The sequence below is a fragment of the Euzebyella marina genome (assembly GCF_014855515.1).
GTDB lineage: Bacteria > Bacteroidota > Bacteroidia > Flavobacteriales > Flavobacteriaceae > Euzebyella > Euzebyella marina.
Window position 1 is genome coordinate 44,858 of sequence record NZ_JACYFK010000003.1, and the last position, 25,813, is coordinate 70,670.

Annotated in this window: 27 protein-coding genes; 8 read left to right on the forward strand and 19 right to left on the reverse strand. The window is 38.7% G+C overall.

Translation table 11 applies throughout. The features are described from left to right. Positions 1–2: 2 nt before the first annotated feature. From IL356_RS13180 to rsfS, 3 genes are all read right to left on the reverse strand, one after another. The gene (locus IL356_RS13180; protein WP_121848048.1) at positions 3–617 is read right to left on the reverse strand and encodes an LUD domain-containing protein; all 615 of its coding nucleotides are present in this window, start codon (positions 615–617) and stop codon (positions 3–5) included. Between the two features lie 63 nt (positions 618–680). Continuing rightward, positions 681–2,690 carry an ATP-dependent zinc metalloprotease FtsH gene (ftsH, locus tag IL356_RS13185; protein WP_121848049.1) on the reverse strand — a complete coding sequence of 670 codons (2,010 nt, stop codon included), beginning with the start codon at positions 2,688–2,690 and terminating at the stop codon, positions 681–683. Between the two features lie 9 nt (positions 2,691–2,699). Then, positions 2,700–3,077, reverse strand: coding sequence for a ribosome silencing factor (gene rsfS / locus IL356_RS13190; RefSeq protein WP_121848050.1), 378 nt, complete (start codon positions 3,075–3,077; stop codon positions 2,700–2,702). A 96-nt stretch (positions 3,078–3,173) separates the two neighbouring features. Here rsfS and IL356_RS13195 point away from each other — a divergent pair, with 96 nt between their 5' ends. Beyond that, positions 3,174–3,905: a biotin--[acetyl-CoA-carboxylase] ligase gene (locus IL356_RS13195; RefSeq protein ID WP_121848051.1), complete on the forward strand. Its 732-nt coding sequence runs from the start codon at positions 3,174–3,176 to the stop codon at positions 3,903–3,905. 27 nt (positions 3,906–3,932) lie between these two features. Here IL356_RS13195 and IL356_RS13200 read toward each other — a convergent pair whose 3' ends face one another. Together IL356_RS13200 and pyrE are read right to left on the reverse strand one after the other, a co-directional pair. Beyond that, entirely contained in the window at positions 3,933–4,325 is a 393-nt protein-coding gene (locus IL356_RS13200; RefSeq protein WP_121848052.1) for an SRPBCC family protein, read from the reverse strand. A gap of 4 nt (positions 4,326–4,329) precedes the next feature. Beyond that, the gene (pyrE, locus tag IL356_RS13205) at positions 4,330–4,971 is read right to left on the reverse strand and encodes an orotate phosphoribosyltransferase (RefSeq protein WP_121848053.1); all 642 of its coding nucleotides are present in this window, start codon (positions 4,969–4,971) and stop codon (positions 4,330–4,332) included. A 7-nt stretch (positions 4,972–4,978) separates the two neighbouring features. Between pyrE and IL356_RS13210 the strand changes: the two genes are divergently transcribed. Continuing rightward, a complete protein-coding gene (locus IL356_RS13210; protein ID WP_121850630.1) occupies positions 4,979–5,566 on the forward strand; it encodes an NUDIX hydrolase in 588 nt (195 codons plus the stop codon). Here the strand turns inward: IL356_RS13210 and IL356_RS13215 are convergent. The 5 genes from IL356_RS13215 to IL356_RS13235 form a co-directional block, all read right to left on the reverse strand. After that, positions 5,563–7,359: a M14 family metallopeptidase gene (locus IL356_RS13215; protein WP_121848054.1), complete on the reverse strand. Its 1,797-nt coding sequence runs from the start codon at positions 7,357–7,359 to the stop codon at positions 5,563–5,565. The two genes, IL356_RS13210 and IL356_RS13215, sit on opposite strands and share 4 nt — an antisense overlap. 102 nt (positions 7,360–7,461) lie before the next feature. Beyond that, a complete protein-coding gene (locus tag IL356_RS13220; RefSeq protein ID WP_121848055.1) occupies positions 7,462–7,866 on the reverse strand; it encodes a response regulator in 405 nt (134 codons plus the stop codon). Continuing rightward, entirely contained in the window at positions 7,853–9,700 is a 1,848-nt protein-coding gene (locus IL356_RS13225) for a PAS domain-containing sensor histidine kinase (RefSeq protein WP_121848056.1), read from the reverse strand. The genes IL356_RS13220 and IL356_RS13225 overlap by 14 nt, the downstream gene beginning before the upstream one ends. Before the next feature lie 242 nt (positions 9,701–9,942). Continuing rightward, positions 9,943–10,398, reverse strand: a complete 456-nt coding sequence (gene coaD / locus IL356_RS13230; RefSeq protein ID WP_121848057.1) for a pantetheine-phosphate adenylyltransferase — start codon at positions 10,396–10,398, stop codon at positions 9,943–9,945. Between the two features lie 105 nt (positions 10,399–10,503). Next, a complete protein-coding gene (locus tag IL356_RS13235) occupies positions 10,504–11,481 on the reverse strand; it encodes a D-alanine--D-alanine ligase (RefSeq protein ID WP_121850631.1) in 978 nt (325 codons plus the stop codon). A gap of 199 nt (positions 11,482–11,680) precedes the next feature. On the opposite strand from IL356_RS13235, the gene IL356_RS13240 reads away from it, so the two are divergent. The 3 genes from IL356_RS13240 to yaaA all read left to right on the forward strand — a co-directional run bounded on the left by IL356_RS13240 (position 11,681) and on the right by yaaA (position 14,156). Next, complete coding sequence (locus tag IL356_RS13240; RefSeq protein WP_121848058.1) at positions 11,681–12,268, forward strand: PASTA domain-containing protein; 588 nt, start codon at positions 11,681–11,683, stop codon at positions 12,266–12,268. A 3-nt stretch (positions 12,269–12,271) separates the two neighbouring features. Beyond that, positions 12,272–13,297 (forward strand): RluA family pseudouridine synthase, encoded by a 1,026-nt coding sequence (locus IL356_RS13245; RefSeq protein ID WP_121848059.1) that lies wholly within the window; start codon positions 12,272–12,274, stop codon positions 13,295–13,297. Between the two features lie 97 nt (positions 13,298–13,394). Beyond that, a complete protein-coding gene (gene yaaA / locus IL356_RS13250) occupies positions 13,395–14,156 on the forward strand; it encodes a peroxide stress protein YaaA (RefSeq protein WP_121848060.1) in 762 nt (253 codons plus the stop codon). Here yaaA and IL356_RS13255 read toward each other — a convergent pair whose 3' ends face one another. After that, on the reverse strand, positions 14,157–14,285 hold the full coding sequence (locus tag IL356_RS13255; RefSeq protein ID WP_121848061.1) for a 30S ribosomal protein THX: 129 nt from the start codon (positions 14,283–14,285) through the stop codon (positions 14,157–14,159). A gap of 157 nt (positions 14,286–14,442) precedes the next feature. Here IL356_RS13255 and IL356_RS13260 point away from each other — a divergent pair, with 157 nt between their 5' ends. The 3 genes from IL356_RS13260 (at position 14,443) to IL356_RS13270 (ending at position 19,912) form a co-directional block, all read left to right on the forward strand. Continuing rightward, positions 14,443–15,108: a uracil-DNA glycosylase family protein gene (locus IL356_RS13260; RefSeq protein WP_121848062.1), complete on the forward strand. Its 666-nt coding sequence runs from the start codon at positions 14,443–14,445 to the stop codon at positions 15,106–15,108. A 367-nt stretch (positions 15,109–15,475) separates the two neighbouring features. Further along, on the forward strand, positions 15,476–18,025 hold the full coding sequence (locus tag IL356_RS13265; RefSeq protein ID WP_121848063.1) for a phosphoenolpyruvate carboxylase: 2,550 nt from the start codon (positions 15,476–15,478) through the stop codon (positions 18,023–18,025). A 168-nt stretch (positions 18,026–18,193) separates the two neighbouring features. Then, positions 18,194–19,912 carry a RagB/SusD family nutrient uptake outer membrane protein gene (locus IL356_RS13270; protein WP_121848064.1) on the forward strand — a complete coding sequence of 573 codons (1,719 nt, stop codon included), beginning with the start codon at positions 18,194–18,196 and terminating at the stop codon, positions 19,910–19,912. Between the two features lie 83 nt (positions 19,913–19,995). On the opposite strand, the gene IL356_RS13275 is transcribed toward IL356_RS13270, so the two are convergent. The 8 genes from IL356_RS13275 to IL356_RS13310 form a co-directional block, all read right to left on the reverse strand. Next, positions 19,996–20,136: a hypothetical protein gene (locus IL356_RS13275; RefSeq protein WP_162987820.1), complete on the reverse strand. Its 141-nt coding sequence runs from the start codon at positions 20,134–20,136 to the stop codon at positions 19,996–19,998. Between the two features lie 103 nt (positions 20,137–20,239). Further along, entirely contained in the window at positions 20,240–20,770 is a 531-nt protein-coding gene (locus IL356_RS13280; protein ID WP_121848065.1) for a DinB family protein, read from the reverse strand. A 6-nt stretch (positions 20,771–20,776) separates the two neighbouring features. Beyond that, entirely contained in the window at positions 20,777–21,547 is a 771-nt protein-coding gene (gene trpA, locus IL356_RS13285; RefSeq protein ID WP_121848066.1) for a tryptophan synthase subunit alpha, read from the reverse strand. Further along, positions 21,544–22,725, reverse strand: coding sequence for a tryptophan synthase subunit beta (trpB, locus tag IL356_RS13290; RefSeq protein ID WP_121848067.1), 1,182 nt, complete (start codon positions 22,723–22,725; stop codon positions 21,544–21,546). Before trpB ends, trpA begins: the two co-directional genes overlap by 4 nt. After that, on the reverse strand, positions 22,726–23,415 hold the full coding sequence (locus tag IL356_RS13295; RefSeq protein WP_121848068.1) for a phosphoribosylanthranilate isomerase: 690 nt from the start codon (positions 23,413–23,415) through the stop codon (positions 22,726–22,728). Between the two features lie 11 nt (positions 23,416–23,426). After that, positions 23,427–24,215 carry an indole-3-glycerol phosphate synthase TrpC gene (gene trpC / locus IL356_RS13300; protein ID WP_121848069.1) on the reverse strand — a complete coding sequence of 263 codons (789 nt, stop codon included), beginning with the start codon at positions 24,213–24,215 and terminating at the stop codon, positions 23,427–23,429. Between the two features lie 18 nt (positions 24,216–24,233). Beyond that, positions 24,234–25,226 carry an anthranilate phosphoribosyltransferase gene (trpD, locus tag IL356_RS13305; RefSeq protein ID WP_121848070.1) on the reverse strand — a complete coding sequence of 331 codons (993 nt, stop codon included), beginning with the start codon at positions 25,224–25,226 and terminating at the stop codon, positions 24,234–24,236. 22 nt (positions 25,227–25,248) lie between these two features. Then, positions 25,249–25,812, reverse strand: a complete 564-nt coding sequence (locus IL356_RS13310; RefSeq protein WP_121850632.1) for an anthranilate synthase component II — start codon at positions 25,810–25,812, stop codon at positions 25,249–25,251. Position 25,813 lies beyond the last annotated feature (1 nt).

Here is a 25,813-nt window from a genome sequence, read left to right on the forward strand (position 1 = left end):
ATTTACAGGTCTTCCAAAAGTAAAAGATACAGATTTTTGGAACTACTCCCGTAAGTTAGAAAATCATCTGAATTTTCTTCGTTGGCCTGAAAATGTTTTAAGGTGGTAATATTGGCAGGAATTCTGCCACTGTATTTCTTCTTGATGGTCTTGAGACCTTCACCAATAGACTCTACCAATTGACTGGTGGTTGCAAACACGATAACGTTATATGGCAGTTCGTGAAGCTTTTTTTCCATTAGCTGATTCGAGCAGACCAAAATAGATCCATTCTGGGCTACAAGATGCTCACAAGTCGTAAAGAAAACATCACTATCGGCACTTCGATGGGTAAATTTCACCTTTTCTTTACCAAACTTGTCTTTTAATTTAGAATCCAGCACAAAGAAAGGATGGTCTTGCCAGTTATTCTCTGTGATGATGTTTTTAAGGGCTTGGGATATTTCGGTGAAAGAGTCACAATAGAGAAATTTACCACCATTTTTTTTGAAATGTATGGTAAATTTTTCGTCAACGGGAATGTTCAGGTCTGGCATGTGGGCTCCTCGGGTCTCTGCTGTTTCTTTGGAAACCTTTTTCTTGTTGCCTCCACCAAATAATTTGTCAAATAGCCCCATTTGGTATTATAACTCTATATGTATTCGTTTCCCTAAGTTATAGAAAACGTTAAATTAAATGATTTATTTTTCTTCACCTTCTTCGGCCAAAGTACCCGCGACCTCGGTATCATCGACGTTTTTGTCATCAAGCTTTTCTTGACCCTTTTCATCAAACTCTTTATCGAAAGGTCTTTTCCCGAAAATTTTCTCCAAATCTTCCTTAAAAATAACCTCTTTATCCAATAACCTTTCGGCCAAGGTAGTTAGTTTGTCTTTATTGTCGGTCAAAACTTTTATCGCCCTTTGGTATTGCTCCTCGATAATTTTTGAAATCTCTTGATCTATTTTCTTGGCAGTCTCATCGCTATACGGTTTGGTAAAGCCATAGGACTCTTGTCCTGATGAATCGTAATAGGTAAGGTTGCCGATTTCATCGTTTAAACCATATATAGTGACCATGGCCCTAGCTTGTTTGGTCACCTTTTCGAGATCACTAAGGGCGCCAGTTGAAATCTTGTCAAAAATTACCTTTTCTGCAGCACGACCACCCATGGTAGCGCACATTTCATCAAGCATTTGCTCAGGACGAACGATTAGTCGCTCTTCCGGTAAGTACCAAGCAGCACCCAATGATTGACCCCTAGGTACAATAGTCACTTTAACAAGCGGGGCGGCATGCTCCAACATCCAGCTGACCGTAGCGTGACCCGCTTCGTGAAAGGCAATGGTCTTTTTCTCGCCAGGTGTAATTATCTTATTTTTCTTTTCAAGACCACCAACGATTCTGTCCACAGCATCTAAAAAGTCTTGTTTGGTTACCGCTTTACGTTCTTTTCTAGCAGCAATAAGAGCAGCTTCATTACATACGTTAGCTATATCAGCCCCTGAAAAACCGGGGGTTTGACGTGCCAAGAACTCTAAATCTAAGGCTTCAGCGGTTTTAATAGGTCTTAGATGCACTTCGAAAATCTCTTTTCTTTCCCTGATATCCGGTAGGTCGACATAAATCTGTCTATCGAAACGACCTGCCCGCATCAAAGCTTTATCCAACACATCGGCGCGGTTCGTTGCGGCCAATACGATAACGTTGGTATTAGTGCCGAAACCATCCATTTCTGTCAATAACTGGTTTAGCGTGTTTTCACGTTCGTCGTTACTGCCGGTAAAATTGTTTTTTCCACGGGCCCTACCAATAGCATCGATTTCATCGATAAATATAATAGCCGGCGATTTGTCCTTAGCTTGTTTGAACAAATCACGCACCCTCGAAGCACCGACACCTACAAACATTTCTACAAAATCGGAACCTGATAGCGAAAAGAAAGGTACTTTGGCTTCCCCTGCAACCGCTTTGGCCAATAAGGTCTTACCTGTTCCCGGAGGGCCTACGAGCAGTGCCCCTTTCGGTATTTTACCTCCAAGAGAAGTATACTTATCCGGGTTTTTCAGGAATTCAACAATTTCCTCTACTTCTTCTTTGGCCCCTTCGAGACCTGCGACATCTTTAAAGGATGTGCGGGTATCGGTTTTTTCGTCGAAAAGCTTCGCCTTTGACTTACCAATATTAAAAATTTGGCCACCAGCGCCAGCTCCACCACCACCTGACATTCTGCGCATCAGGTAAATCCAAATTCCGATAATCAACACAAAGGGCAGAATACCCAACAACAGATCCATTAAATAATTGTTGTCGGTATCGTAATCTACGATGGTGTCAAGATTGTTCTCTTTCTTGATATTTTTGATTTCATTCTCGAAATTCTGAAGATCACCATAATCTAACACATACTGAGGTGTAGCCCCTGTTGAAGGTAAGAAGGGTTTGTCATTTACTTCTTTATGAACATCTTTGGCGAGCGCTTCTTCCGTTAGAAAAACCTTTGCCTGTCTAGTGTTGGTGATGATCATAATTTCTTTGACATCACCGTTTCTCAGATATTCCTGTAATTCTGAGGTGGTCGTTTTTTTGGTGCTGGCGAAATTACCGCTTCCTAAAAACTGAAAACCTAATAAAAGTACCGCAATCAATCCGTAAATCCACCACGAGCTGAACTTAGGTTTTTTAGGGTTTGTATTGTTATCTTTAGCCATTATTCTTTTTTACTGGTTTAAACTACTTTCTACCGAAGTTACTTTGGCATCGCCCCAAAGCCCCTCAATGTCATAAAATTCACGAATATGTTTCTGGAAAACATGTACAACGACATTTACATAATCCATTAAAACCCACTCGGCATTATCTTCGCCCTCTACATGCCAAGGCTTGTCTTTGATAGCTTTGCTTACGGTTTTTCGGATTGATCCTACTATTGCGTTAACATGTGTATTAGAAGTACCATTACATATTATAAAGTAGTCACAAACGGTATTTTCAATATCTCTTAGGTCGAGTAAACTAATATCTTGTCCTTTGACTTCCTCAATCCCCTGTAAGATCACTGCAATTAATTCATCTGCACTGGATTTGCTTTCTTGCATTCAAAAATTTTAGTTTCTACAAAGTTATTTATTTTTTTGTTCTTTTAGGTTCAGATTTTTCCCCAATAAAGGTATTATCTGCGAAAACCATAGTTTATGCATTTAATCAAACTTAATGCCACGGAATCGACCAATGACTATTTGAAAAATTTGGCCTCTCAAGAGACTCTGCCCGACTTTACCGCCGTTGTTGCCAAAAGCCAAACCAAAGGTAAGGGTCAAATGGGTGCTAAATGGTCGTCAGAAGAAGGTAAAAACTTGATTTTAAGCGTATTAAAAAACAATTTAAGTCTTTTTCCAACTGATTCTTATAGTCTCAATATCTGTGCCTCTTTGGCCATTTATGACAGTTTGAGCGCCATAGGGGTGCCTGATTTAAAAATAAAGTGGCCCAACGACATTCTGTCAGGTTCTTATAAAATATGTGGCATCTTAATTGAAAATCAATTACGCGAATCTCAAATTAAATCGGCCATCATCGGTATTGGGTTAAATGTTAACCAAACCAATTTTCCTAACTTACAGAACGCAGCTTCCTTAAAAATGTTGTTAGGTAAATCTTATGACATCGAAGAATTACTCACCCTAATTTTAAAAAAACTTCAAATTTTGTTTGACTTATCGGCCAACAAAGGTATGGCAAGATTATGGAAGCGTTATGAAAATGTTCTTTTCCGTAAAGATAAACCATCGACCTTTGAGAGTAAAGGGGGTGATTTGTTTATGGGTTTTATCAGAGGGGTCTCCAGTGACGGTAGTCTGATAGTAGAGTTGGAAGACCAAATAATTCAAAACTTCGGACTAAAGGAAATCAAACTCCTTTACTGAGCGTAAAATCAAGCGGGCCAGTCGCAGTTATATTTTGGACAGATTGCTGCTTAGGGTACCCATAAAGTTGGTAATCGGTTTTTTGACCATCATCGCCATCATAGCATTGAACTGACCTTCGAAACTTAATGACACCTCACTTGAGGTATCACCCACCGAATTTATATGGGCGGTTAATGAAAAAGGAAGTTTGTCACTAGCGGCGCCCAAAACGATTTTGTTATAAGGTATTTGCTCTTTTCTTTGAAGTACTATTTCGGGCATGCCCTTAAGTGCGAAAAGAAACCGGTCTTCATTGATAACTTCGAACTTATCGATATTCTCTGGCATGAGCTTCTCGAAGTTTTTCAGGTCGGTCAAGAATTCGTAAACTTCTTGGTTTCCTTTTGGTACGACGGTATTAGGGGTTTCTATATGCATAAGTCTAATTTTGCCATTGAGAAGGGTTTGTTCTCCATTCTCTTAGTGTATTTAACTGTTCTTCTTTGACGAAGTGAGTTTCTGAAGCCTGTTGAATTAAATGCTCATAATCACTGAGTGTATGAAGGTCTAGTTCTTTGGATTTAAAATTGTCTTCCGCCACATCAAAACCGTAGGTGAAGATAGCCAGCATTCCTTTTACGTTCGCCCCAGATTCAAGAAGGGCATCAACGGCGTTCAAGCTACTTTTTCCGGTGCTTATCAGGTCTTCTATGACCACTACGGTCTGGTTGGCTTCCAGCTTGCCCTCTACTTGATTCTGTCGCCCATGTTTTTTGGGTTCTGGTCGCACATAAATAAACGGAAGGCCTAAAACATCGGCAACCAGGGCACCAATACCAATCGCACCTGTAGCTACCCCAGCGATGACATCTGGTTTACCATATAGGCTTTCAACTTGCTTGGCGATTTCTTCTTTTACAAAGTTGCGAATGGCCGGGTAAGAAAGCAGAATTCTATTGTCACAATAGATAGGCGATTTCCATCCGGAAGCCCATGTAAATGGATTTTCGGGTTTCAACTTTATTGCATTAATTTGCAGTAGAAGCTCGGCTGTTTTTTTGGCGGTGTTTTTGTCTAAAACCATGACGCAAATGTATAAAGTTTTTGTGAACGAATTGCCGTTGATCTTAACAAATAAGCTCTCGGAAACTGCCAATGGAGAATATTTTCCCTTGAATGAAAATTCGATTCAAGATGCGATCAAATCACTCAAGAAGAAGAAGCTGAACGCCGCTTATATCTACCATCCCAACCACGAAGAAATACTTAAAAAATTCACTAAAGAAATACCATTGGTGGTGGCCGCCGGTGGGGTAGTTACCAATGAATTGGGTGAGGTACTATTTATCTATAGAAACGATAAATGGGATTTGCCCAAGGGAAAACTTGATAAGGGTGAATCAATAGAAGATTGCGCCGTTAGAGAGGTAATGGAAGAGACAGGTGTGAAAAATTTGCGGATCGAAAATTTCTTGAGAACTACCTATCACGTTTTTAGTAATAGCGGGAAGTATACTTTAAAAGAGGTTCACTGGTATGCCATGAAAACCGAGTATACTGGTAAACTCAAACCAGAGAAAAAAGAAGGTATTGTAAAAGTGAAATGGAAAGGCCCGCAAAAGATTCAAAAGGCTCTTCAGAATTCTTACCCCAATATTAAATTGTTGTTCGGCGACTAGTTTTTGTTGCCTTCTTGACTTTCTTTCATTAAGCGGTAAACCGGGTATTGGTTGTGCGCTTTTTCGTAATACTCAGAGTTTTCGTAAATGTAACTTAGTTGACTATACCAATTGCTGGCAAAGGTCGGGTCATTCTCTTTTTTAAGAAGAAAACTATCTTTTAAAGCTGCGTTTTCTTCTAGAATTTCTAATGCTAAATCTTCAAAAACGTAAGGCGAAAAACCTTCTTTCTGTTGCAATATGGGGTCGAAGAAGTTCCAATTGAAAAACGAATCGACGGTCGAAGGTTCCAATGCCTCTAAAATATACCTAAAACCAAGTTGGTCGGTAGGTATGATTACATCGCCTTGTTGAAATTGAACTCTTTTTACAGTGACATTTACTTCGGTGTTTTTATGCGGGTAGTGGCCTTCATAAGGTACTACAGATGTGTCATAATTTTTGATTTTGTATGCTTCGACCGTCAGAGAAGTATCTCTCTGTAAAGTTTGATAATCAATATCGTTAAGGTCTAGCAGGTCGGTAATTCTTGTCCATCCTTTTCTTAGAACGTACGCGCTTGGTATCTCTACAGAATCGACCGCTTTGAAATAATTTGAATAGCGAACTTTTTTGCTAAAAGGTCTTTCCCTATCATATTTTAATCGATCAAACCCCGTTATTTCACTAGTCAACGTATCGGCTTCATAGCCTAGGAAATCAAGTTGGGAAACCCGTGTGGTATCAACTTGCCATTGAGTTGGGTAGTATTTCCATTCTTTGTGCCTATGTACGGCTTCAGCTCTTAATAGTTTGATTTTCTCATAGTCGCTTTCGGCAATTGAAAGCATCTTTTCCATAAGCTTATAGGTTCCTTTTACCCGCTGCTCATATGGTTTAAGCATGTGGGTTTCGACCATCATACCAAACGTGTTCCATAAGGTGGTGTATCCAGTAGAATATCTTGGAGAATCCATAAACTGGGAAAAACCATTTTCAGGAACAGCATTAAAAACATTCACATAAGGCGTAATTTCCCAATTATCCTTTTTTAGACCTTCTACTAACTTAGGCATCATTTCTTCGTGCAAATAGGTGCCTAACGCTCCGCCAAGTTTATTATGTTGGGTGAATAGATGAGTTAAGGTATACTGATAATCGGCACCATTACTAACATGGTTGTCTATAAAAATATCAGGTTTTACCATGTGGAAAATCTCGTAGAATGTCTTGGCGTTCTTTGAATCTGCCTTTATAAAGTCTCTATTCAAATCGTAATTTAGAGTATTACCCCTAAAACCGTAAGATTTGGGTCCGTTTTGATTGACTCTGGTTGTACTGTTCCTATTCATTGCTCCCCCGATATTATAAATGGGGATGGTAACTAGAACGGTATTTTCAGGAGCCTCGATTTGGCCGGTAGCCAAATCTCTATACAAGAGCATGGTTGCATCGATTCCGTCACTTTCACCAGGGTGTATGCCATTGTTGATAAGAATAACGGTTTTCTTATCTCCTATTTTTTGAAAATTGAAATCGCCGTCAGGGTTATAAGTAATGATGTGCAAAGGATATCCGCTATCGGTCTTACCCATTGTTTGCATATTTATTTCAGGAAATTCTCGAGCCAGCCTAATATAAAAATCTATGGTCTGTAGGTAGGTTGCCGTTTCTTCACCATTGCTCGATTCAAAATGCGTCTGGTAGGTTTCACCTTCGTTTTGCTCTTCACTCTTGCACGAAAGAACTAAAAAGGAAACTAAAATTATATAGTAAAACCTCTTTATAAAATGCTCTTGTATTGATGCTCTCATTCGGTAAAATTAAGCAAAAACACTTTTGGCAAGAATGATAGACAGAGTTTAAAAACAAAAAGAACGGTGCTATAACAAAATACCGACAATTGTTAGCAATATCTAGGCTTTCTGGGTTATTTCGGCAATTTGTTGTTTGTAGAGAGGTTTGTTATTGTAAGTGATTAAATGGTCCGTTCTTGTTTGGTAGTGTTCCCATTTCTCTTTGTCGTGGGCATCAATTGATGAAGTGATGATATTGATGCGAACTTTTTCTTCTGAGGGTAAAGCGATGAATTCTTCCAAGAATTGCCACCCGTCCATGATGGGCATGTTAATGTCTAAAAATATGACCTGTGGTAAGTTTGCCCCTTCCTCAAGATTTTTTTTAATTCCGTCAAGTGCTTTTTTACCGTTTACGTAAGAACTGATATTGTCGCAAGAAACGGTCAAGCTCAGCATTTTTTGTACTCCAAATACAGTTATGGGGTCATCGTCAATAATGCAAATACTCTCAATCTTTTTCATTAAAATATATGTTGAACGTAGTTCCCGTACCTACTTCACTACAGACGGCCACGCGTCCTTTCATGGCTTCAATCTGATTTTTTGTGATGTAGAGACCGATTCCCCTCGAGTCTTTGTGGTTGTGAAATGTCTTATACATGCCAAAGAGTTTGTCGCCATACCTCTTTAGGTCTATGCCCAAACCATTATCTTCAATAGATAGCATAGTAGAACCGTTCGTGTTTTGAAAACTCAATTTAACGATAGGCTCTCGGTTTGGATCTCTGTACTTTACGGCATTGGTAATAAAGTTCATTAAAATACTTTCCATATATGCAGGTACTACCTTTACGGTAGCGTCTTTTTCAACGTCATTAATTATAGTGGCATTATGACTTTTAAGGAAAGCAGTTAAATTCTGTTGTACCGTTTCTATTTTTTCATGAAGTAAGATTGGCTTTTTCTCCAATCCTACATTGGTATTGATGGCTACGACCTCATTAAGGTTTTCCAACGTTTCCATCAAATTGTTGGAAGCATTGGTAAGCATGCCCATAATATTTTTCTTTTCGTCTTCGTCTTTTTCATCGACCAAAAACTCCAATAACATCGAAAAATTGGCAGTATGTGAGCGTAAATTATGGGATACGATATGGGCAAAGTTGACCAATTTTTTATTTTGTAGCGAAGCTACATTGACCAAATCGCGCAGTTTTGATTCGTTTTGTTTAATGTTGGTAATATCATGGCTGATACCAACAATACCGTTGACCTTGCCATGTTCGCCAATCAAAGGTATTTTTGAAACCAAAAAAGTGGTGGTTTTGCCATTTTTTTGACGTATGCTACTTTCTTTGTTGATGATAGGCACTAGAGTGTCCATCACTTGTTGGTCTTCTTGATTGAGTTTTTCGGCAATGTCGCTATCGTAAAGCTCATAGTTGCTTTTTCCCAACAATTCTTGAGGGTCGTTAACGCCGAGAAAATCACATTCAGATTTGTTGACCAAAATCTTACGCGACTCTTTATCCTTGATATATATATTCAAGGGTAGGTTATCTATTAAAGTATGTAAAAGCGTTTCACTCGCCTTGGTCTTGTTTTCAGAAATTACCTTTTCGTTTATGTCTTGAAAGGTCCCTCTAAGCGCAACTACCTGCCCATTTTCGTAAACCGGTGTTCCATTGGCCTGAACCCATATTTCATTGCCCTTGGCCGTTATCAGCATTAATTTTTCGCTATAGGAAGTACCTTTCGTCATAGCATCATGAACTGCCATGGCAATCATGTTTCGACTGTAACCATCACGATAGAAATGAATACCCTCTTCAATGGTCGGTTCGTAATCAGCGGCTACCTCGTGAATTTTTTTGGTTACCGCACACCAGATTAGTTTGTCGGCAGCTAGGTCATACTCCCAACTTCCAATTTTTCCGATTTTCGAAATGATATCCAATTTGGATCTAAGTCTTCCTAAGTTGGTTTCCGCTAATTTTTGATGGGTAACATCTTCCGTATGAATGATAAGACCGATTACATTTTCTTTTTCGTCAATCCAAGGATTACAGTGCCATTCAAACCATTTTTTTCCACTGGGGTCGTATTTGCATTCTTCAAAAGTTTTATCAACTTTTTCTGAAATACAGTCACTTAAAGTGTTGGTAATCTGATTATTGGAATTGGAATATAAGTAGTCGATACGCTTGCCGAAAACCTCAGAAGCCTTTAGGTTGTATAGTTTGAGCCACTTGTCGGAAGCATAAACTACCTCAAAATCTACATTGACAAATGCCGTAGCGTTCGGCAATTGTTTAATCAGATATTTTTGGTTATCTATTTCGGTTCCTTTCGGCATAATAACGAAATTTCGTACTAAAGTAGTGCGGATGGGGGATTTATCTAAAGGTTTGTTGTGAATATGACGAAAGCCGTTGTTTGGTTCAAGATTCAAGTGGTTTGGTCAAAATAATGAAATTTGAAAGTTATTTCCTACTATTATAATCTAAAAGTAGTATGATTATCTATGGCAAGAAAATAATTTAATTGCAAAAAAAGAAAATATAATGCTAAAGTTTTGCATTAAGTGAAAAAAACAGGCTAAGATACTCTCACAGTATCAGGAACCAGCCCTGTATAATCACCACCATTTCTTATGACATCTCTAACAATTGATGAACTTATGTAAGATTTACCTGACGAAGTGAGTAGAAATACCGTTTCTATTTCGGAAAGCTTTCTATTGGTATGGGCAATTGCTTTTTCAAATTCAAAATCGGCAGGGTTTCTTAATCCTCTTAAAATAAAACTGGCGTCCATCTTCTTACAAAACTCGACCGTTAAGCCTTCATAGGTCTGAACCTTTACCTTAGGTTCGTTTTGAAAAGCCTTGGTTATAAACTCCATACGCTTTTCTAAAGTGAACATATACTTTTTGTCGGCATTGACACCGATGGCAATAATAACCTCGTCAAAAAGTGTAATGCCCCTCATGATGATATCATAATGACCTAGGGTCAGTGGATCAAATGAGCCGGGGAAAATAGCACGTTTCATAATAGTTGGTTAGGATTTTTTAAAAATAAAACCTTCAATCGAGTTGTTTCGGTTCTATTTTTCATGAAAAATAAGAATCGAACGATTGATGACCAAAGATTCGCCCTATTTCTTTAAGGCCTCTTCAATAGCACTATCGAAAAGGGCCGAGATAGAAATTCCGGCAGTTTTTGCCTGTTGCGGTAGAATACTTTCCCTAGTAAGGCCCGGGGTGGTATTCATTTCAAGCATATAGGGTTCGTCGCCTTTAAAGATAAATTCACTTCGGGTGTAACCTTTCATCTTTAGTACCTCATAGGCTTTCTTAGCAACTTCGGTAACATTTCTTTCTTGGGCAGATGATAATCTGGCAGGGGTAATTTCTTGCGATTTACCTTCGTATTTGGCCTGATAATCAAAGAAATCGTTTTCACTTACGATTTCGGTAATCGGCAAAACTTTGGTTTCTCCTTGATAAGTAATTACACCCACCGATACTTCGGTTCCATCTAAAAATGACTCAATAATAACTTCATCATCTTCTTGATACGCCTTTTTGATGGCTGGTACCAATTCTTCATTTTTATACACCTTGGTTATACCAAAACTGCTACCCGCTTTGTTAGCTTTAACGAAACAGGGTAGGCCGACTTTGGCTACGATGAGGTCTGGTTTAATCTCATCGCCCATGTTCAAGTAATAGGAAGTAGCCGATTTGATTCCGTATGGTTTTAAGGTACTGAGTAAATCCCTCTTATTGAATGTTAATGCAGATTGATAATAATCGCATGATGTTTGGGGTATGTTAAGAAGCTTAAAATAGGCCTGCATCAAACCATCTTCACCCGGCGTACCATGAATCGCGTTGAAAACACAATCAAATGAGATTTTTTCGCCATTGATTTCTACGGTGAAGTCATGACGATCGACAGGGTGCTCAATATCTTTCTCATCAACATAAACCCATTTTTCTTTTAATATATGAATGCGATAAAGGTTGAACTTTTCCCTATTCATAGATTCGTAAACAACATTGCCGCTTTTTAAAGAAATCTGTACTTCGCTCGAGTAGCCACCCATGATTATGGCAATATTCTTTTTCATTTGTTCGTTTTTTGAAAAGTTCGATTCAAAGAAAAGAAAAACAGTCTGAATTGTCACTAAAATTTTGTGAGCAGTAGATTTATCATCGATTCTTGAATCGAATATTATATTATTCAAACTTTAGGTGCACCCAACTTTGTCTTAAAACAAAATATTGAAGCGCATCATTACTTATATTTGTGACGTCTAAATAATCCTCATGCGAAATTTTTTAAATTTTCTAAGAAGTAAAGTTTTTCTCATACAAATAGGTCTAGCCATTTTGGTTACCATCATTTTAGTGTTTTTGGTTTTACGTTATTTGGACAATACCACTAATCACGGAGAGTTTGTAGAGGTTCCTGATTTTTCGAAAATGTCGGTGCCTGAAATGAGAAAGGCCGTTGAAGATGCAAGTCTACGCTATGAGGTACTTGATTCTGCCAATTATAATCCTGAATATCCAAGATTTTCTATTATTGAACAAAACCCACCTGCGGGCAATAAAGTAAAAGAGAATCGAAAAATCTACTTTACGGTCAATCCTTCAGGATATAAAAAAGTATCCATACCCAACATCATACAGGTTACGCAACGAAATGCAACTTCTATGTTGCGTGCGGTAGGGCTCGATATTCAAAGAGTCACTTATATTGATGAGCTCGGAAAAGATATGGTTTACCACATCAAGTACAAAGGTAAATATGTGAAACCTGGCGATAAACTTCCCAAGACATCTAAGATAGAACTGGTCTGCGGTAACGGTACCGTTTCAGACGAGGCTAGGGTACAAGCAGACTCTGAATAACCTATGCAATCACAAGAAAATGAAGAGTGGAACGATGATGAACTTTTTGAGCATCATAGTTTTACAGCGGCGAAAGGTCAAGAACCTTTAAGGGTAGATAAATTTTTAATGAATTTTATCGAGTATGCTACCCGAAATAAAATTCAACAGGCTGCCAAAAGCGGACATATTTGGGTCAATGGCTCTATAGTTAAGCAGAATTATAAGGTGAAACCGGCCGATGAGGTCAAGGTGATGTTCGAGCATCCGCCCCACGAGTTCTTATTGGTGCCTGAAGATATTCCTTTAGATATAGTCTATGAAGATGAGGTGCTTTTGGTAGTGAACAAACCTGCCGGAATGGTTGTGCATCCCGGGCATGGTAACTACTCTGGTACCTTAATCAATGCCCTTCTGCATCACATTAAAGATTTGCCTGTCAATAGTAATGAACGCCCAGGGTTGGTACATAGAATTGATAAAGATACGTCCGGGCTTTTGGTCGTTGCCAAAACGGAGGCGGCTATGACCCACTTGGCCAAACAATTTTTTGATAAGACATCTGAACGGGAATATATCGCCTTGGTTTGGGGAAATGTCGAAGATGACGAAGGAACTGTAGAAGGTAACATTGCCCGTAACCCAAAAAATAGGTTGCAGATGCAGGTTTTTCCTGATGGCGATGAAGGTAAAGAAGCCGTTACCCATTATAAGGTTCTAGAGCGTTTGGGCTATGTTACCTTGGTTTCTTGTAAGCTGGAGACCGGTCGTACCCACCAAATAAGGGTACATATGAAATACATCGGCCATACCCTATTCAACGACGAGCGCTACGGAGGTGATAAAATATTGAAGGGTACTACATTCACTAAGTACAAACAGTTCGTTGACAATGCCTTTAAAATATTGCCCAGACAGGCCCTTCATGCAAAAACTCTTGGCTTTACCCATCCCGTAAGTGGTGAACTAATGCGGTTCGATTCTGAAATTCCGGAAGATATGGTAGCCTGTATCGACAAGTGGAGGCATTATTCGAAACATAGTCAATAGGTATAATCAAATTCAATGGCTTCATCAAGAAGACTATGGTTAGGCCGTTGCTTTTCATTTCTAACCTCCTTACTTTTACCCCGCTAAAAAATTAGAAATGAAAATTGTTGTTTCTCCTGCCAAGTCGTTGGATTTTGATACCGAATTGCCCGAAATAAAACCCACCCAGCCCCAGTTTATCGCGGAAGCTGAAAAGCTGAATAAAGTCTTGGCAAAGAAGAAGCCTAAAGCTTTGAAAGAGTTGATGTCAATCTCAGATAACCTTGCTGAATTGAATTGGGAGCGTAACCAGAATTTCGAAGTACCCTTTACAGCTGATAATTCGCGACCAGCTGCTTTTACCTTTAGCGGTGATGTTTACCAAGGGTTAGATTCATTTAACATACCAGTAGAAAAACTGACAAAGCTACAGGATACCTTAAGAATTTTGTCAGGTCTCTACGGTGTGCTCAAACCTTTTGACCTTATTCAGGCTTATCGATTAGAGATGGGTACCAAATTAAAGGTCGGCCGAAAAAATAATCTTTATGAATTCTGGAAGAAACCTGTTACTGATTTTTTAAATGCCGAATTAGATGATAATGAGTTATTCTTGAACTTGGCCAGTAATGAATATTTCGGGGCGGTTGATACCAAACGTTTGAAAGTACCGGTAATCAGTCCTGTTTTTAAGGACTGGAAAAATGATAAGCTTAAAATCATCAGTTTCTTTGCCAAAAAGGCCAGGGGCTCAATGGTTCGTTACATTATCGATACCGATGCGAAAACGCTGTCTGATATCAAGGGCTTTGATTATGACGGGTATAAGTTTAGTGAAGAGTATTCCGAGAAAGAAAACGAACCCGTATTCATCAGGTAGTTACTTTTTTTTCTTAATATCGATTTTCTCTTCCACGGTGGGTCTTCTTTTAATTTTGCGCGGCCTTTTGGCTCCGTACGACCTATTGGCAATTTTTCCTCTTCTAGATTTTTGATCTCCTTTTCCCATGATTTATTTTTTTGAAGGAGAAAATTAATTTTTTTCAGAAGAAATATCAAGTTTTGTTCGTTACCGGAAATTAAGAAGGCTTGTTTTTGCCCACGATAATCTCCATTTTTGAAACTTGGTTTTTTACCCTATCTGACTATTATAAAATTGTTCTGTCTTGTTTTTGCATACCCATCCTTATGAGCCATTTCTATTTCCCGAAGCCACAAAGCTCATCGTTGGTACGCTTCCTCCGCCAAGGTTCACATCTGGCGATTTGAAGCCCGATGATGTCGATTTTTGTTATGGTAGTAGAAATGGTATGCTTTGGCCCATTTTAGACCGCATCTTTAACTTGCAATTAAAATTCGAGAATAATCAGCAGGCAGTTCTCCAAAGAAAAAACTTTCTTTTTGAACAAAAGATAGCCGTTTGCGATATTGTTGAAAGTGCCGAAAGAATGAAAGTTGATGCTTCGGATTTAGGTATGCAAAATGTTTGCTTGAGAGATATAATTGGCCATCTTGAAAATTATGAAGAAATCAAGACTATTTTGTTCATGGGTGGCAACAGCAAAAATGGGCCGGAATATTTCTTTAGAAAATCAATAAAAGCGCACCATATCAAATTAAGAACTGTTTCGGATCAAGTGCCCCGAATCTATTCTTTTGAGTTACCAAAGACTAAAAGAACGATAGAGACTGTATCGCTTACCGCGCCATCTGGAGCTGCCAATCGGGCAGTGGGCAGTTTAGATGCCTACAAGTATCAAAAATCTTTAAACGTGGCGTATAACACCTTAGATTTTCGGGTCGATCAATACAGGCAATTTTTTATTTCTTAGAATTTCCCTTTTCCCATTTAAATCGCTATGTTGGGTGCTTCGTAAATCGAGTCGAAATTTTATGTAGTGAGGTCAAAAACCAAAAAGAGCCTTGTCGGTTTAGACAAAGCTCTTTTACGAGAACACTATATGAAAATGAAAAAATTTACTTCTGTTTTGTTTACATGAGTAAAAGTATCAGTAAGCAAAGCGATATCGAAATTATTGTTGTGAACTCTGTTGTTTTTGTAGTGTAGCCAAATATTTTTGTTATAACCTCAGCGATAGATTGACAATCACCGTAGAATACCGATATTTATGGAGCTAAAAGAAACTCGATTACCTGATTAATGATCGCCTGATAACCATATTTTTTATAAAACAGCCTATGCAACAGCAAGATGAGAAACTGAACGAGTTTAAAAAATCGGTCAATAATAAATTTAATGTCTACAATAGTCTTTTTCTAAACCTACCTTATCGAAATATTGAGAACGTAGGTATTCTTATTCCGCTTTTATTGGATCAATGCCAAAAAGGATTGGACTCCGGTCAAAATCCGCAAGAAATTTTGGAATCATTTTTTCAAAACTATGTGAAGATAGAATCAGAGAAAGAACGCATTGATTTTATGTTCCGGATCATTCAGTATGTTGAACGTCAAGTGGTACTTTATGATAGTGTTGAAGATGCGGCTTTTCCGAAACTGCAAGAGCATCGAAGATCGTTGAGCATTCCTGATTATTTTGAACTGGTAGATAAGAATAAGAGTTGGGATAAGGTCTCTAAGAAATTATCGACCTTCAGTGCCAGAATTGTATTAACGGCCCACCCAACGCAATTCTATACGCCGGCAGTTCTTGATATTATTGATGACCTTCGGTCTCTGATTTTAGAAGACCGTATCGATGATATCGACGTAACGTTACAACAACTGGGTTTAACATCACTTTTGAATGCCGAAAAACCAACTCCTCTAGATGAGGCCAAGAATATTATCTACATCCTCCGACATACTTATTATGAGGCTATTGGTGAATTATATTCTTATATCAAATCGAATATTCGAAAGGCAGATTTTGATAACCATAATATTATGAAACTTGGTTTTTGGCCAGGTGGTGATAGAGATGGTAACCCGTTCGTAACTGCTCCGATTACCAAAGACGTAGCGAACGAGCTGCGTGTCACTTTGATGAAATGTTATTATAATGACCTTAAGCAAATTCAAAAGAAGCTTACCTTCAAAGGGGTTCAAGAGCCGATTAGAAAACTGAGAAACAATCTGTACACAGCTATGTTCGATGCCAGCAAGAATGTGGGTTATGAAGATATTCTTCAGCCTTTGCTCGACATTCGCGAACTGTTGGTGACCAAATATCATAGCCTTTATCTTAAAGAATTAGATTTTTTTCTTGATAAGGTCAAAATATTCAAAACCCATTTCGCTACACTTGATATCCGTCAAGATCATAGCAAGCACAAACTGGCTATAGAAACCATTCTAAAGCAAAATGGTTTGATCAAAGAAACTGTCGATGAGCTATCCGAAAAAGAGCTTGTTGATATTCTGATCAATAAGAAGCTTGAGTTGAATGCAAGTGATTATGATGAGCCGATAGTAAAAGATACCATTGAAAACATTTCACAGTTAAAAGACATTCAAGCCACCAATGGTGAGGATGGTTGTAACCGGTATATTATTAGTAATTCAGAGGATATTTTTTCCGTATTGTTCGTATTCGGCCTATTTAGATGGTGTGGATGGGAACGTGAGGAAATAACTTTTGATATCATTCCGCTATTCGAAACTATGAAGGGTATGGATAGTTCTGAAGATACCATGCAAACCCTTTTCGATTTACCGGAATATCGTGAACATTTAGAAAATAGAGGTAATAACCAAACCATCATGCTAGGCTTCTCAGACGGAACAAAAGATGGGGGGTATCTTAAAGCCAATTGGAATATTTTAAAGACCAAAGAAACCTTATCGAAGATTTGTAGTAAAAATGGAATCAAGGCCATATTCTTCGATGGCCGTGGTGGACCACCAGCTAGAGGTGGTGGCAAGACACATCGATTCTATGCCGCTCAAACCAAAGAGGTGGCCAATAACGAGATTCAGTTGACCATTCAAGGGCAGACGATTACCAGTACCTACGGTACTAAAGAGCATTTTATTCATAACAGTGAGCAGCTTTTGACCGCTGGTCTTTCCAATAATTTATTTGGAAAAGAGAACGTAATCTCAAGGTCGCAGCGCAAACTGATAGAAGAACTTTCCGAATTAAGTTTTGCAAAGTATGATGCCCTTAAGAACCATGAAATGTTCATTCCGTACTTGGAGAATAGAAGTACATTAAAATATTACCAAAAGGCCAATATTGGTAGTAGACCGGGCAAACGCGGAAATAAAAAGAAACTAGAACTTACAGATCTTAGAGCGATTTCCTTTGTTGGGTCATGGAGCCAATTGAAACAGAACGTTCCTGGCTATTTCGGTATCGGAACCGCCATTAAGACCTTGAAAGATGATGGTAGAATTAATGAGATTAAAAAGTTATACAAAGAAGTACCATTCTTTAAGGCTTTAATGCTCAATAGTATGATGTCGCTTTCCAAATGCTACTTTGAACTTACCAGCTATATGAAGGAGGATAAAAAATATGGCGAGTTCTGGAATATTCTTCATGAAGAGTATTTGCTGTCGAAAAAAATGTTACTAATGATTTCGGGCAGTAAGGTTCTTATGGAAAACGAGGCAGTGTCTCGAGAGTCGATTAAGATTCGCGAAAACATTGTGCTACCATTATTGGTTATTCAACAATTTGCACTACAGAAAATTGGGCAAGAGTCTGATTTGACCGAGCTTTACGAAAAGATTGTTACCCGTTCATTGTATGGTAACATCAATGCCAGTAGAAACTCGGCTTAAGGATTAGTATCTAAATGAAATAAAGAGGGATTTCCAGTTTTATTGGAAATCCCTCTTTGATTTATAGAATTAACCGTTTAACGGATTTATTAGTTTTTGGTCATTTTGGTCTTTCTCCGATTAACTTATTGACGTAAGTTTCAACTCGCTTGATTCAATTCTTTTCATATGTACAAAAGGTATTTTTTTAGCTTGTGTTGTGTTCTTTTTCTTATTGGGTGTAGTGAGGCTGATGAAGATATGCCGGTCATTGAGAAAGGTAATCTAGAGGTGCAGGTTTGGGTCGACAATAAACCCTCCGAAAATGCCAATGTAACTACTTCCCCGTCAACTTTATCTCTAGTTACCGATAGTGAAGGTAGCGCTTTGTTCGAGAATATTTCTGTAGGAGAATACGAGGTAAAAGTAGTATTGCCAGAAGCTCCTGATGATTATTTTACGAGAATGGTGAACGTATTACATGATGAGACCATATTTGTAAAGTTAGAACTTGAGGCGATTCCTGTAATATATCCACAGGAAATAGATTTAAGTTTGGTTCTTGGTAATCTATATGAACAAATTGGTGATGGTTATAGTTTTGATGGCTTCAGTACTTTTTGGGGCGACATAGGTACAGATATCGCCTATGTTAATAAACAAACAAATGGTGAGCTAACGACTTTAGATAAATACCTATTATCTTCAGGTGATCCTATTGTGAATCGAGTTTTTTCAGAGTACTATGCGATAATCCGTAACATAAATATGGGCTTGGATTGTTTGAATGATCCTGAATGCTTGGGTGCCCAGGAAATTGATGAAGTCGAGTTTGAGGCTAAATTCAAATTTTTAAGAGCTTTAACGTATTTCAACCTAGTAAAGATTTATGGAAATCCTGTTTTGGTAACTACTTTGAATACCAATCTTGAGACTCCTTCGGAATATGTACAAGGTGGTGAGGAGGTTTATCAACAAATCATTGAAGATTTAGTCTTTGCCGAGCAGTATTTACCACATTTCGAATCCGTTTACGAATCTAGTAGAGAAGCGGCAACGGCTCTTTTAGGCAAAGTATATATGCAAATGGCGGGTTTTCCTTTGTTGCAAACCGAGAAATATACCAAAGCCTTGGAGCAATTCAAAAAGTTACTGAATTTGCTTTCTCTGGAGGAAAGTTATTCTAATGTGTTCAACTCAACCATGGCTTCCCAAAGCTTAGAAAACCTATTTGCCGTTAAATTTTCTTCCGGTTTCTATGGGGAAGCTTGGGGGCCTTTGGGATTTGCAACCGGGGATTGGTTATTACTGAGCCGTTCATTTATAATAGCATCTGGGGCAGGGAATACCTTTACGGATTCGGTTGCCTTTCCTATTAGCGTTCCCGATCAGAGATTCTATCACAATATAGCTTCATTTACAGTGGCCGGTGCACAAATTGAAGATGCCGTCAATCCCGAAGATTGGAGGCCATTAAAGTTTAAGTCAAAATTAGATATAACTGAAAGCGACATTATTAATTATTCTATTCTGATTAGATATGCTGATATTTTATTATTGCTTGCCGAAGCGGAAAATAATGTAAATGGTCCTACAGCAATGGCGTACGAAGCTTTTAATTCCGTACGCAGAAGAGCTTATCAAAATGAAAATTATGACCTGCCATCAGGATTAAGCCAGCAAGAATTTTTTAATGCTATCGTAGAGGAAAGAAAACTGGAACTTTGTTTTGAAGGTCTTCGCAAAGACGATCTCGTGCGTTGGCAATTACTAGAAGATAAACTGTTGGAGTTTAATGAATCACACCCAGAAGACCTAAAGGATTTTCAAAACCATGAATACATATGGCCCATTCCACAAAATGAAATGGATAGAAATTCATTATTACAACAAAATCCAGGTTATTGACTATTTATAAAATCGTAAAACCCCCGCAACGGAAACTTCCGTTGCGGGGTTTTTTTAGATTTGGCTATTTAATGTAAAGCCTCTTATTTCTTATTTTGTTGATTCTTGATGGTCTTTTCATCAAAATCAAACTTATTGGTATCTATTCTAGTGTTACCAGTAGGATTCGTAGGATTACTTTGTTCCTTCTTCCTTCTGAATTTTTTATCTTCTATAATTCCCATGTCTATGTTTTTTATTTGATTTACTTTAATCTAAACAATAGAAGGGGCAATCGCTGTTAAAGCATAGATAAGACTATGTTATAGATAGTTAAACCGTTAATTATCAGTTTTTTTGAGCACTTTTTACGATGCTGGCGGTTACCAACATTTGCCCTGTATGCCTTTGGGAGTGTTCAGCGGAATGAAACAGTAAACCAATTACCGTGCTGGGCAGTTTTTTTCTACCTACGGTACGCCCTTCCTTTAGAACATCTTCAGAAAGAGTCTTAAAGTAGGCCAAGGCTTCGTCGAGTTGACCATCAAAATCCTCGATGAGGTGGGCAATGGTTATCGTTCTATCTTCTTTTCCTTCCGCTCTTAAAAATTCGAACTGACTTTCGTTCAAACTTTTCCCTTTGGAATAAGTAATCATTCGATCTAAAACGCCGGTGATGTGCTGCAGATGAAAAGCTATGGAAGCCCTGCCATGGGGTTGTAGCCAAAGTTGCTCTGGGCAGATGTTCACAGTGTACTTTTTTATTTCCTCAGATGTTTGGAGTAGGGCATGGGCGGCTGGTTGCAAGAGAGCGGGAATACCAGCAATAGGGCCCCGTAGCCACACTTCGTATTTCTGATTTTCTTCCTCGTTTAACATTTGTCCTTATTCCTGTCTAATAGTATTTACGAATGAATCGAGTTTGCTAGCTCCGTTTTTATTTAGATGCTTAATGAGGGCCGACCCAATAATTGCGCCTTTGGCATGTTTTGTAGCTTGACCAAAAGTTTCTGAATTACTGATTCCAAAACCAACTATCTGCGGATTTTTCAAGTTCATGCTCTTAATGCGCTCGAAATATTCAACTTGTTCTTTGCCAAAACCACTTTTAGCGCCCGTAACGCTCGCAGAACTCACCATGTAAATAAATCCTTTGGAAACGGAATCAATAAATTGAATTCGCTCATCGGGAGTTTGTGGTGTAATTAAAAATACATTGAGGAGTCCGTTTTTTTCAAAAATGGCCTGGTATTCCTCATGGTATACATCCACCGGTAAATCTGGAATAATTAGTCCGTCAATACCTATTTCTTCACATTTTTTACAAAAGGCCTTTACACCATATTGTAGCATAGGGTTGAAGTATCCCATTATAATTAACGGAATGGAAACCGTTTTCCTAATATCTTTCAACTGATCAAACAGCACCTCGGTAGTCATTCCGTTTTTAAGGGCGGCTGTCGAGCTTTCTTGAATCGTTGGGCCGTCTGCCAAAGGATCGCTAAAAGGCAGTCCGATTTCAATCATATCGACCCCGTTTTTCTCTAACCCCTCGATGATGCCAACCGTATCGTTCAGCTCAGGATAGCCAGCGGTAAAATATATAGAAAGCAACTTTTTGTCTTGTTGAAGTTTTTCGGTTATTCTGTTTGTCATAGCTTAAAATAATCAATGTAGGTATTCAAATCTTTATCTCCCCGCCCCGAAAGGTTGATGACAACAATATCATCAGTGTTAAATTTCCGTTCTTCTAAAATCGCAAAAGCATGAGATGATTCTATGGCGGGAATAATACCCTCTAATTTTGAGAGCAATAAACCGGCTTGCATAGCTTCGTCATCTGTAATCGATATAAATTCACCTCTGCCAGATTTAAAAAGATGTGCGTGCATAGGCCCTACACCAGGATAATCAAGGCCTGCCGAAATAGAATACGGTTCTGTAATCTGACCATCTTGGGTCTGCATAAGCAAGGTTTTGCTCCCATGAATAATACCGACTTTTCCAAGTGCCGATGTAGCGGCACTTTCACCGGAGTGTATTCCTTTGCCGGCAGCTTCAACGGCGATGATGCCCACATCGGTATTATCAAGAAAGTGATAGTAAGCGCCGGCGGCGTTGCTACCTCCACCTACACAGGCAACCACATAATCAGGGTTTTCCCTACCTTCCTTCTCCTTCAATTGCCATTTGATTTCTTCTGAAATAATAGATTGAAACCTGGCCACCATATCCGGATACGGGTGAGGGCCAACGACAGAGCCAATAATGTAATGAGTATCTACCGGATTATTGATCCAATCTCTAATGGCTTCATTAGTGGCATCCTTTAATGTTTTACTACCGGATTTTGCTGGTCGTACCTCTGCGCCTAGCATTTTCATACGGGCTACGTTCGGAGCCTGGCGATGAATATCGATTTCACCCATATAGACCACACATTGAATACCCATCAAAGCACATACGGTAGCCGTGGCCACCCCGTGCTGACCAGCACCTGTTTCGGCAATAATTCTATTCTTGCCCAATCTCTTGGCCATAAGAATTTGACCAATGGTGTTGTTCACCTTATGAGCACCTGTATGGCAAAGATCTTCCCTTTTTAGATAGATTTTGGTGTTGTATTTGTTAGATAACCTTTCGGCAAAATAGAGTGGGGTAGGGCGGCCCACATAATCTTTTAGCAATTGATGAAACTCCTTTTGAAAGGAATCTTCTTTCATTACCGAGATGTAGTTGCGACGAAGCTCTTCGCAGTTGGGGTACAGCATCTCAGGTATGAAGGCTCCTCCAAATTCTCCGTAATATCCTTTTTCGTTAGCGTTGTACGACATTTAAAATTCGTTTTTAGTAAGCAATTCTTTAAAAGTCTTGACCTTATCTACCACCTTGAGTCCTGGTTTTGATTCAAACCTACTGTTGATATCAATGGCATGGCAGTATTGAGCCTCCGGTTTTTTTGAAAAATCTTGAATAGATTTTAGTTCTTCCAACCCTATTCCTCCGCTTAAAAAGTAGGGTTTGGTAGAGTTGTATTGATTTAATACCGACCAATCGAATGCATATCCATTACCTCCAGGTAATTTTCCTTTGGTGTCAAATAGATAAAAATCACAGACAGTTTCAAATATTTCAAGCTTTTCAAAATCAAAATCATCCTTAATGGAAAAAACTTTGATAATCTGTATTTGCTTAGCTTTCGTTTTAAGTTCATGACAGAATTCAGGACTTTCATTTCCGTGTAATTGTACCAATAGCAAATTATAATCCTCTATTTTCTGTAGAATATAGGTTATGCTTGCATCGACAAAAACCCCCACTTTTTTAATCTTATGGGGCAATGGTGGCGGCGAACCCTTAAAATAACGTTCGCTCTTTTCCCAAAAAATAAAACCAAGATAGTCGGGTGACAGTGAAGCGATTTCCGTTGGGTTGTGCTTCATGCCACAAACTTTAAGTTTTAAATGGCCGGTATCACTCAATGTTGAAGGTTTTTCTTTTGGATTAGTATAAAAGTAATTCATCTTAATACCGTTTATTCAGCCACAAGCTCACTGATAAACTTTTGGGCATTCATACCAGGGTTCTCTGTCTTCATAAAATTTTCACCGATCAGAAAGCCTTGATATCCATAAGTCTTTAGTTCGTTAATGGCTGCAGTAGTACTGATGCCGCTTTCCGAAACTTTCACAAACTCATCAGGAATTTCGGTAGCCAAAGTTTTACTGGTATCTAAACTGACTTCAAAAGTCTTTAAGTTTCTATTATTAACACCCAACATATCTAAGCTCGGCATAATCGACTTTTGAAGTTCTTCCAAATTATGGACTTCAAGTAATACATCGAGGTGTAGGCTCTTTGCCAGCTCAGAGAACTGCTTAATTTCTTCTTTGCTTAAAATGGAAGCGATCAAAAGAATTACATCGGCACCAAAGGCCTTCGCCTCTAATATTTGATATTCGTCAATGATAAATTCTTTTCTTAGGATGGGTATTTCTACTGAGGCCCGTGCCAATAGCAAGTCATCTAAAGAACCTCCGAAGTACTTTCCGTCTGTCAATACTGAAATACCTGTTGCCCCTGCGGTTTCATAACCGTAAACCACATCTGAAACATTCAAACCTTGATTAATGACCGATTTAGAGGGCGAGCGGCGTTTGTGCTCTGCGATGATTCCAGAACTACTGGACCTTAGAGCATCTGCTAGTGAAGAGCCCGAACGCCCGAACAAGACCGATTTTTCAAGTTGGCGGGCAGATATTACCGATTTTTTAAGGTCAACCTCGATACGTTTATCGGCAACTATTCTATCAAGTATGTTCATATTAAATCAATTATCGGTTCAAGCACTTAGCTGTTGTAATTTTTTCAGCGCATTTAACGCATTGCCATTCAGTAATGATTCCTTAGCTTTTTCAAATCCTTCTTTCGGGTTCAAATCTTGAACGGTGGCAATGGCAATACCTGCATTGGCACAAACCACATTGTTTTGTGCCTCGGTACCTTTACCTTGTAAAACATTCAGGAAGATTTGTGCCGATTCTTCAACTGAATCGCCACCCACAATTTCTGAAGCTTTAATGGTCTTGACCCCAAAATCTTCGGGTTTCAACATACTTTCGGTATGATTACTGATTGTTTTGGTATTTCCGGTCAGTGATATTTCATCATAACCATCAAGGGCATGCAGAACGGTAAAGTTCTTATCAGTATTTTGGTAGAGATAACCATACATTCTGGCCAATTCGAGGTTGAATACACCCACCATTTGATTTTTTGGAAAAGCAGGGTTCACCATGGGCCCCAACATATTAAAGAATGTCTTAACGGCGAGTTCTCTTCTGATGGGGGCTACATTTTTCATGGCGGGATGAAAAAGTGGCGCGTGCAATACACATATACCGGTCTCTTCAATTGATTTTTTAAGAAAATCAGGGTCATTGCTGAATTTGATACCAACAAATTCCATGACATTGCTACTACCGCATTTAGACGATACCCCATAATTACCGTGCTTGGTAACATGTACTCCGGCGCCGGCGGTAACAAAAGATGCCAGTGTAGAAATATTGAATGTATCTTTTCCATCTCCACCCGTTCCGCATAGGTCAATGGGGTTATAATCCGATAAGTCGACCGCAAGGCACAGTTCAAGAAGGGCATCTCTAAACCCTTCCAACTCTTCTATCGTAATGCTGCGCATCATATATACCGTTAGAAAAGCGGCAATTTGATTGCTGTTATATTCACCTTTGGCAATATTGACCAAAACTTGTTTCGCATCTTCTTTTGACAGAAAATCATGATTGATCAATTTGTTCAGTATCTCTTTCATTGTCTGCTTTCTCTTTGTTTTTTTAGGAGTTTAGCCAGTTTTTAAGAATTTCTTTGCCCTGAGGGGTCAAAACCGATTCAGGGTGAAATTGAACAGCTGACACATCGAAGGTCTTATGCCTTAGACTCATAATCTGTCCGTTTTCATCGTACGAGGTGGCTTCCAATACCTCGGGCAGTTCTGTATTCACGACCCACGAATGGTACCTGCCCACCTCAATTTCTTCAGGAAGGCCTTTAAAATTTGGATCGCTTTTAACAATCTTTATTTTTGTGGAAATGCCATGATATACTTGATCAAGATTGATTAATGAAGCACCAAAAACCTCACCAATGGCTTGCTGACCTAGGCAAACACCGAAAATACTCTTGGTGGGCGCATATTTTTCAATAATCTGCTTTAAAAGCCCTGCTTCATCAGGTATTCCTGGCCCTGGAGATAATACGATTTTATCAAAAGCATCTACCTCTTCAAGGGTTAGTTGGTCGTTTCTTTTGACAATAACCTCACAATCTAAATCTTCAAGATAGTGAACCAAGTTATAGGTAAAACTATCATAGTTGTCGATCATTAAAATCTTCTTCATG

What these genes read in the sequence shown, in the direction of transcription:
- IL356_RS13180 (WP_121848048.1), bottom strand. Translation starts at nt 617, where the DNA reads ATGGGGCTATTTGACAAATTATTTGGTGGAGGCAACAAGAAAAAGGTT.
- ftsH (WP_121848049.1), bottom strand. Translation starts at nt 2,690, where the DNA reads ATGGCTAAAGATAACAATACAAACCCTAAAAAACCTAAGTTCAGCTCG.
- rsfS (WP_121848050.1), bottom strand. Translation starts at nt 3,077, where the DNA reads ATGCAAGAAAGCAAATCCAGTGCAGATGAATTAATTGCAGTGATCTTA.
- IL356_RS13195 (WP_121848051.1), top strand. Translation starts at nt 3,174, where the DNA reads ATGCATTTAATCAAACTTAATGCCACGGAATCGACCAATGACTATTTG.
- IL356_RS13200 (WP_121848052.1), bottom strand. Translation starts at nt 4,325, where the DNA reads ATGCATATAGAAACCCCTAATACCGTCGTACCAAAAGGAAACCAAGAA.
- pyrE (WP_121848053.1), bottom strand. Translation starts at nt 4,971, where the DNA reads ATGGTTTTAGACAAAAACACCGCCAAAAAAACAGCCGAGCTTCTACTG.
- IL356_RS13210 (WP_121850630.1), top strand. Translation starts at nt 4,979, where the DNA reads ATGTATAAAGTTTTTGTGAACGAATTGCCGTTGATCTTAACAAATAAG.
- IL356_RS13215 (WP_121848054.1), bottom strand. Translation starts at nt 7,359, where the DNA reads ATGAGAGCATCAATACAAGAGCATTTTATAAAGAGGTTTTACTATATA.
- IL356_RS13220 (WP_121848055.1), bottom strand. Translation starts at nt 7,866, where the DNA reads ATGAAAAAGATTGAGAGTATTTGCATTATTGACGATGACCCCATAACT.
- IL356_RS13225 (WP_121848056.1), bottom strand. Translation starts at nt 9,700, where the DNA reads ATGCCGAAAGGAACCGAAATAGATAACCAAAAATATCTGATTAAACAA.
- coaD (WP_121848057.1), bottom strand. Translation starts at nt 10,398, where the DNA reads ATGAAACGTGCTATTTTCCCCGGCTCATTTGATCCACTGACCCTAGGT.
- IL356_RS13235 (WP_121850631.1), bottom strand. Translation starts at nt 11,481, where the DNA reads ATGAAAAAGAATATTGCCATAATCATGGGTGGCTACTCGAGCGAAGTA.
- IL356_RS13240 (WP_121848058.1), top strand. Translation starts at nt 11,681, where the DNA reads ATGCGAAATTTTTTAAATTTTCTAAGAAGTAAAGTTTTTCTCATACAA.
- IL356_RS13245 (WP_121848059.1), top strand. Translation starts at nt 12,272, where the DNA reads ATGCAATCACAAGAAAATGAAGAGTGGAACGATGATGAACTTTTTGAG.
- yaaA (WP_121848060.1), top strand. Translation starts at nt 13,395, where the DNA reads ATGAAAATTGTTGTTTCTCCTGCCAAGTCGTTGGATTTTGATACCGAA.
- IL356_RS13255 (WP_121848061.1), bottom strand. Translation starts at nt 14,285, where the DNA reads ATGGGAAAAGGAGATCAAAAATCTAGAAGAGGAAAAATTGCCAATAGG.
- IL356_RS13265 (WP_121848063.1), top strand. Translation starts at nt 15,476, where the DNA reads ATGCAACAGCAAGATGAGAAACTGAACGAGTTTAAAAAATCGGTCAAT.
- IL356_RS13270 (WP_121848064.1), top strand. Translation starts at nt 18,194, where the DNA reads ATGTACAAAAGGTATTTTTTTAGCTTGTGTTGTGTTCTTTTTCTTATT.
- IL356_RS13275 (WP_162987820.1), bottom strand. Translation starts at nt 20,136, where the DNA reads ATGGGAATTATAGAAGATAAAAAATTCAGAAGGAAGAAGGAACAAAGT.
- IL356_RS13280 (WP_121848065.1), bottom strand. Translation starts at nt 20,770, where the DNA reads ATGTTAAACGAGGAAGAAAATCAGAAATACGAAGTGTGGCTACGGGGC.
- trpA (WP_121848066.1), bottom strand. Translation starts at nt 21,547, where the DNA reads ATGACAAACAGAATAACCGAAAAACTTCAACAAGACAAAAAGTTGCTT.
- trpB (WP_121848067.1), bottom strand. Translation starts at nt 22,725, where the DNA reads ATGTCGTACAACGCTAACGAAAAAGGATATTACGGAGAATTTGGAGGA.
- IL356_RS13295 (WP_121848068.1), bottom strand. Translation starts at nt 23,415, where the DNA reads ATGAATTACTTTTATACTAATCCAAAAGAAAAACCTTCAACATTGAGT.
- trpC (WP_121848069.1), bottom strand. Translation starts at nt 24,215, where the DNA reads ATGAACATACTTGATAGAATAGTTGCCGATAAACGTATCGAGGTTGAC.
- trpD (WP_121848070.1), bottom strand. Translation starts at nt 25,226, where the DNA reads ATGAAAGAGATACTGAACAAATTGATCAATCATGATTTTCTGTCAAAA.
- IL356_RS13310 (WP_121850632.1), bottom strand. Translation starts at nt 25,812, where the DNA reads ATGAAGAAGATTTTAATGATCGACAACTATGATAGTTTTACCTATAAC.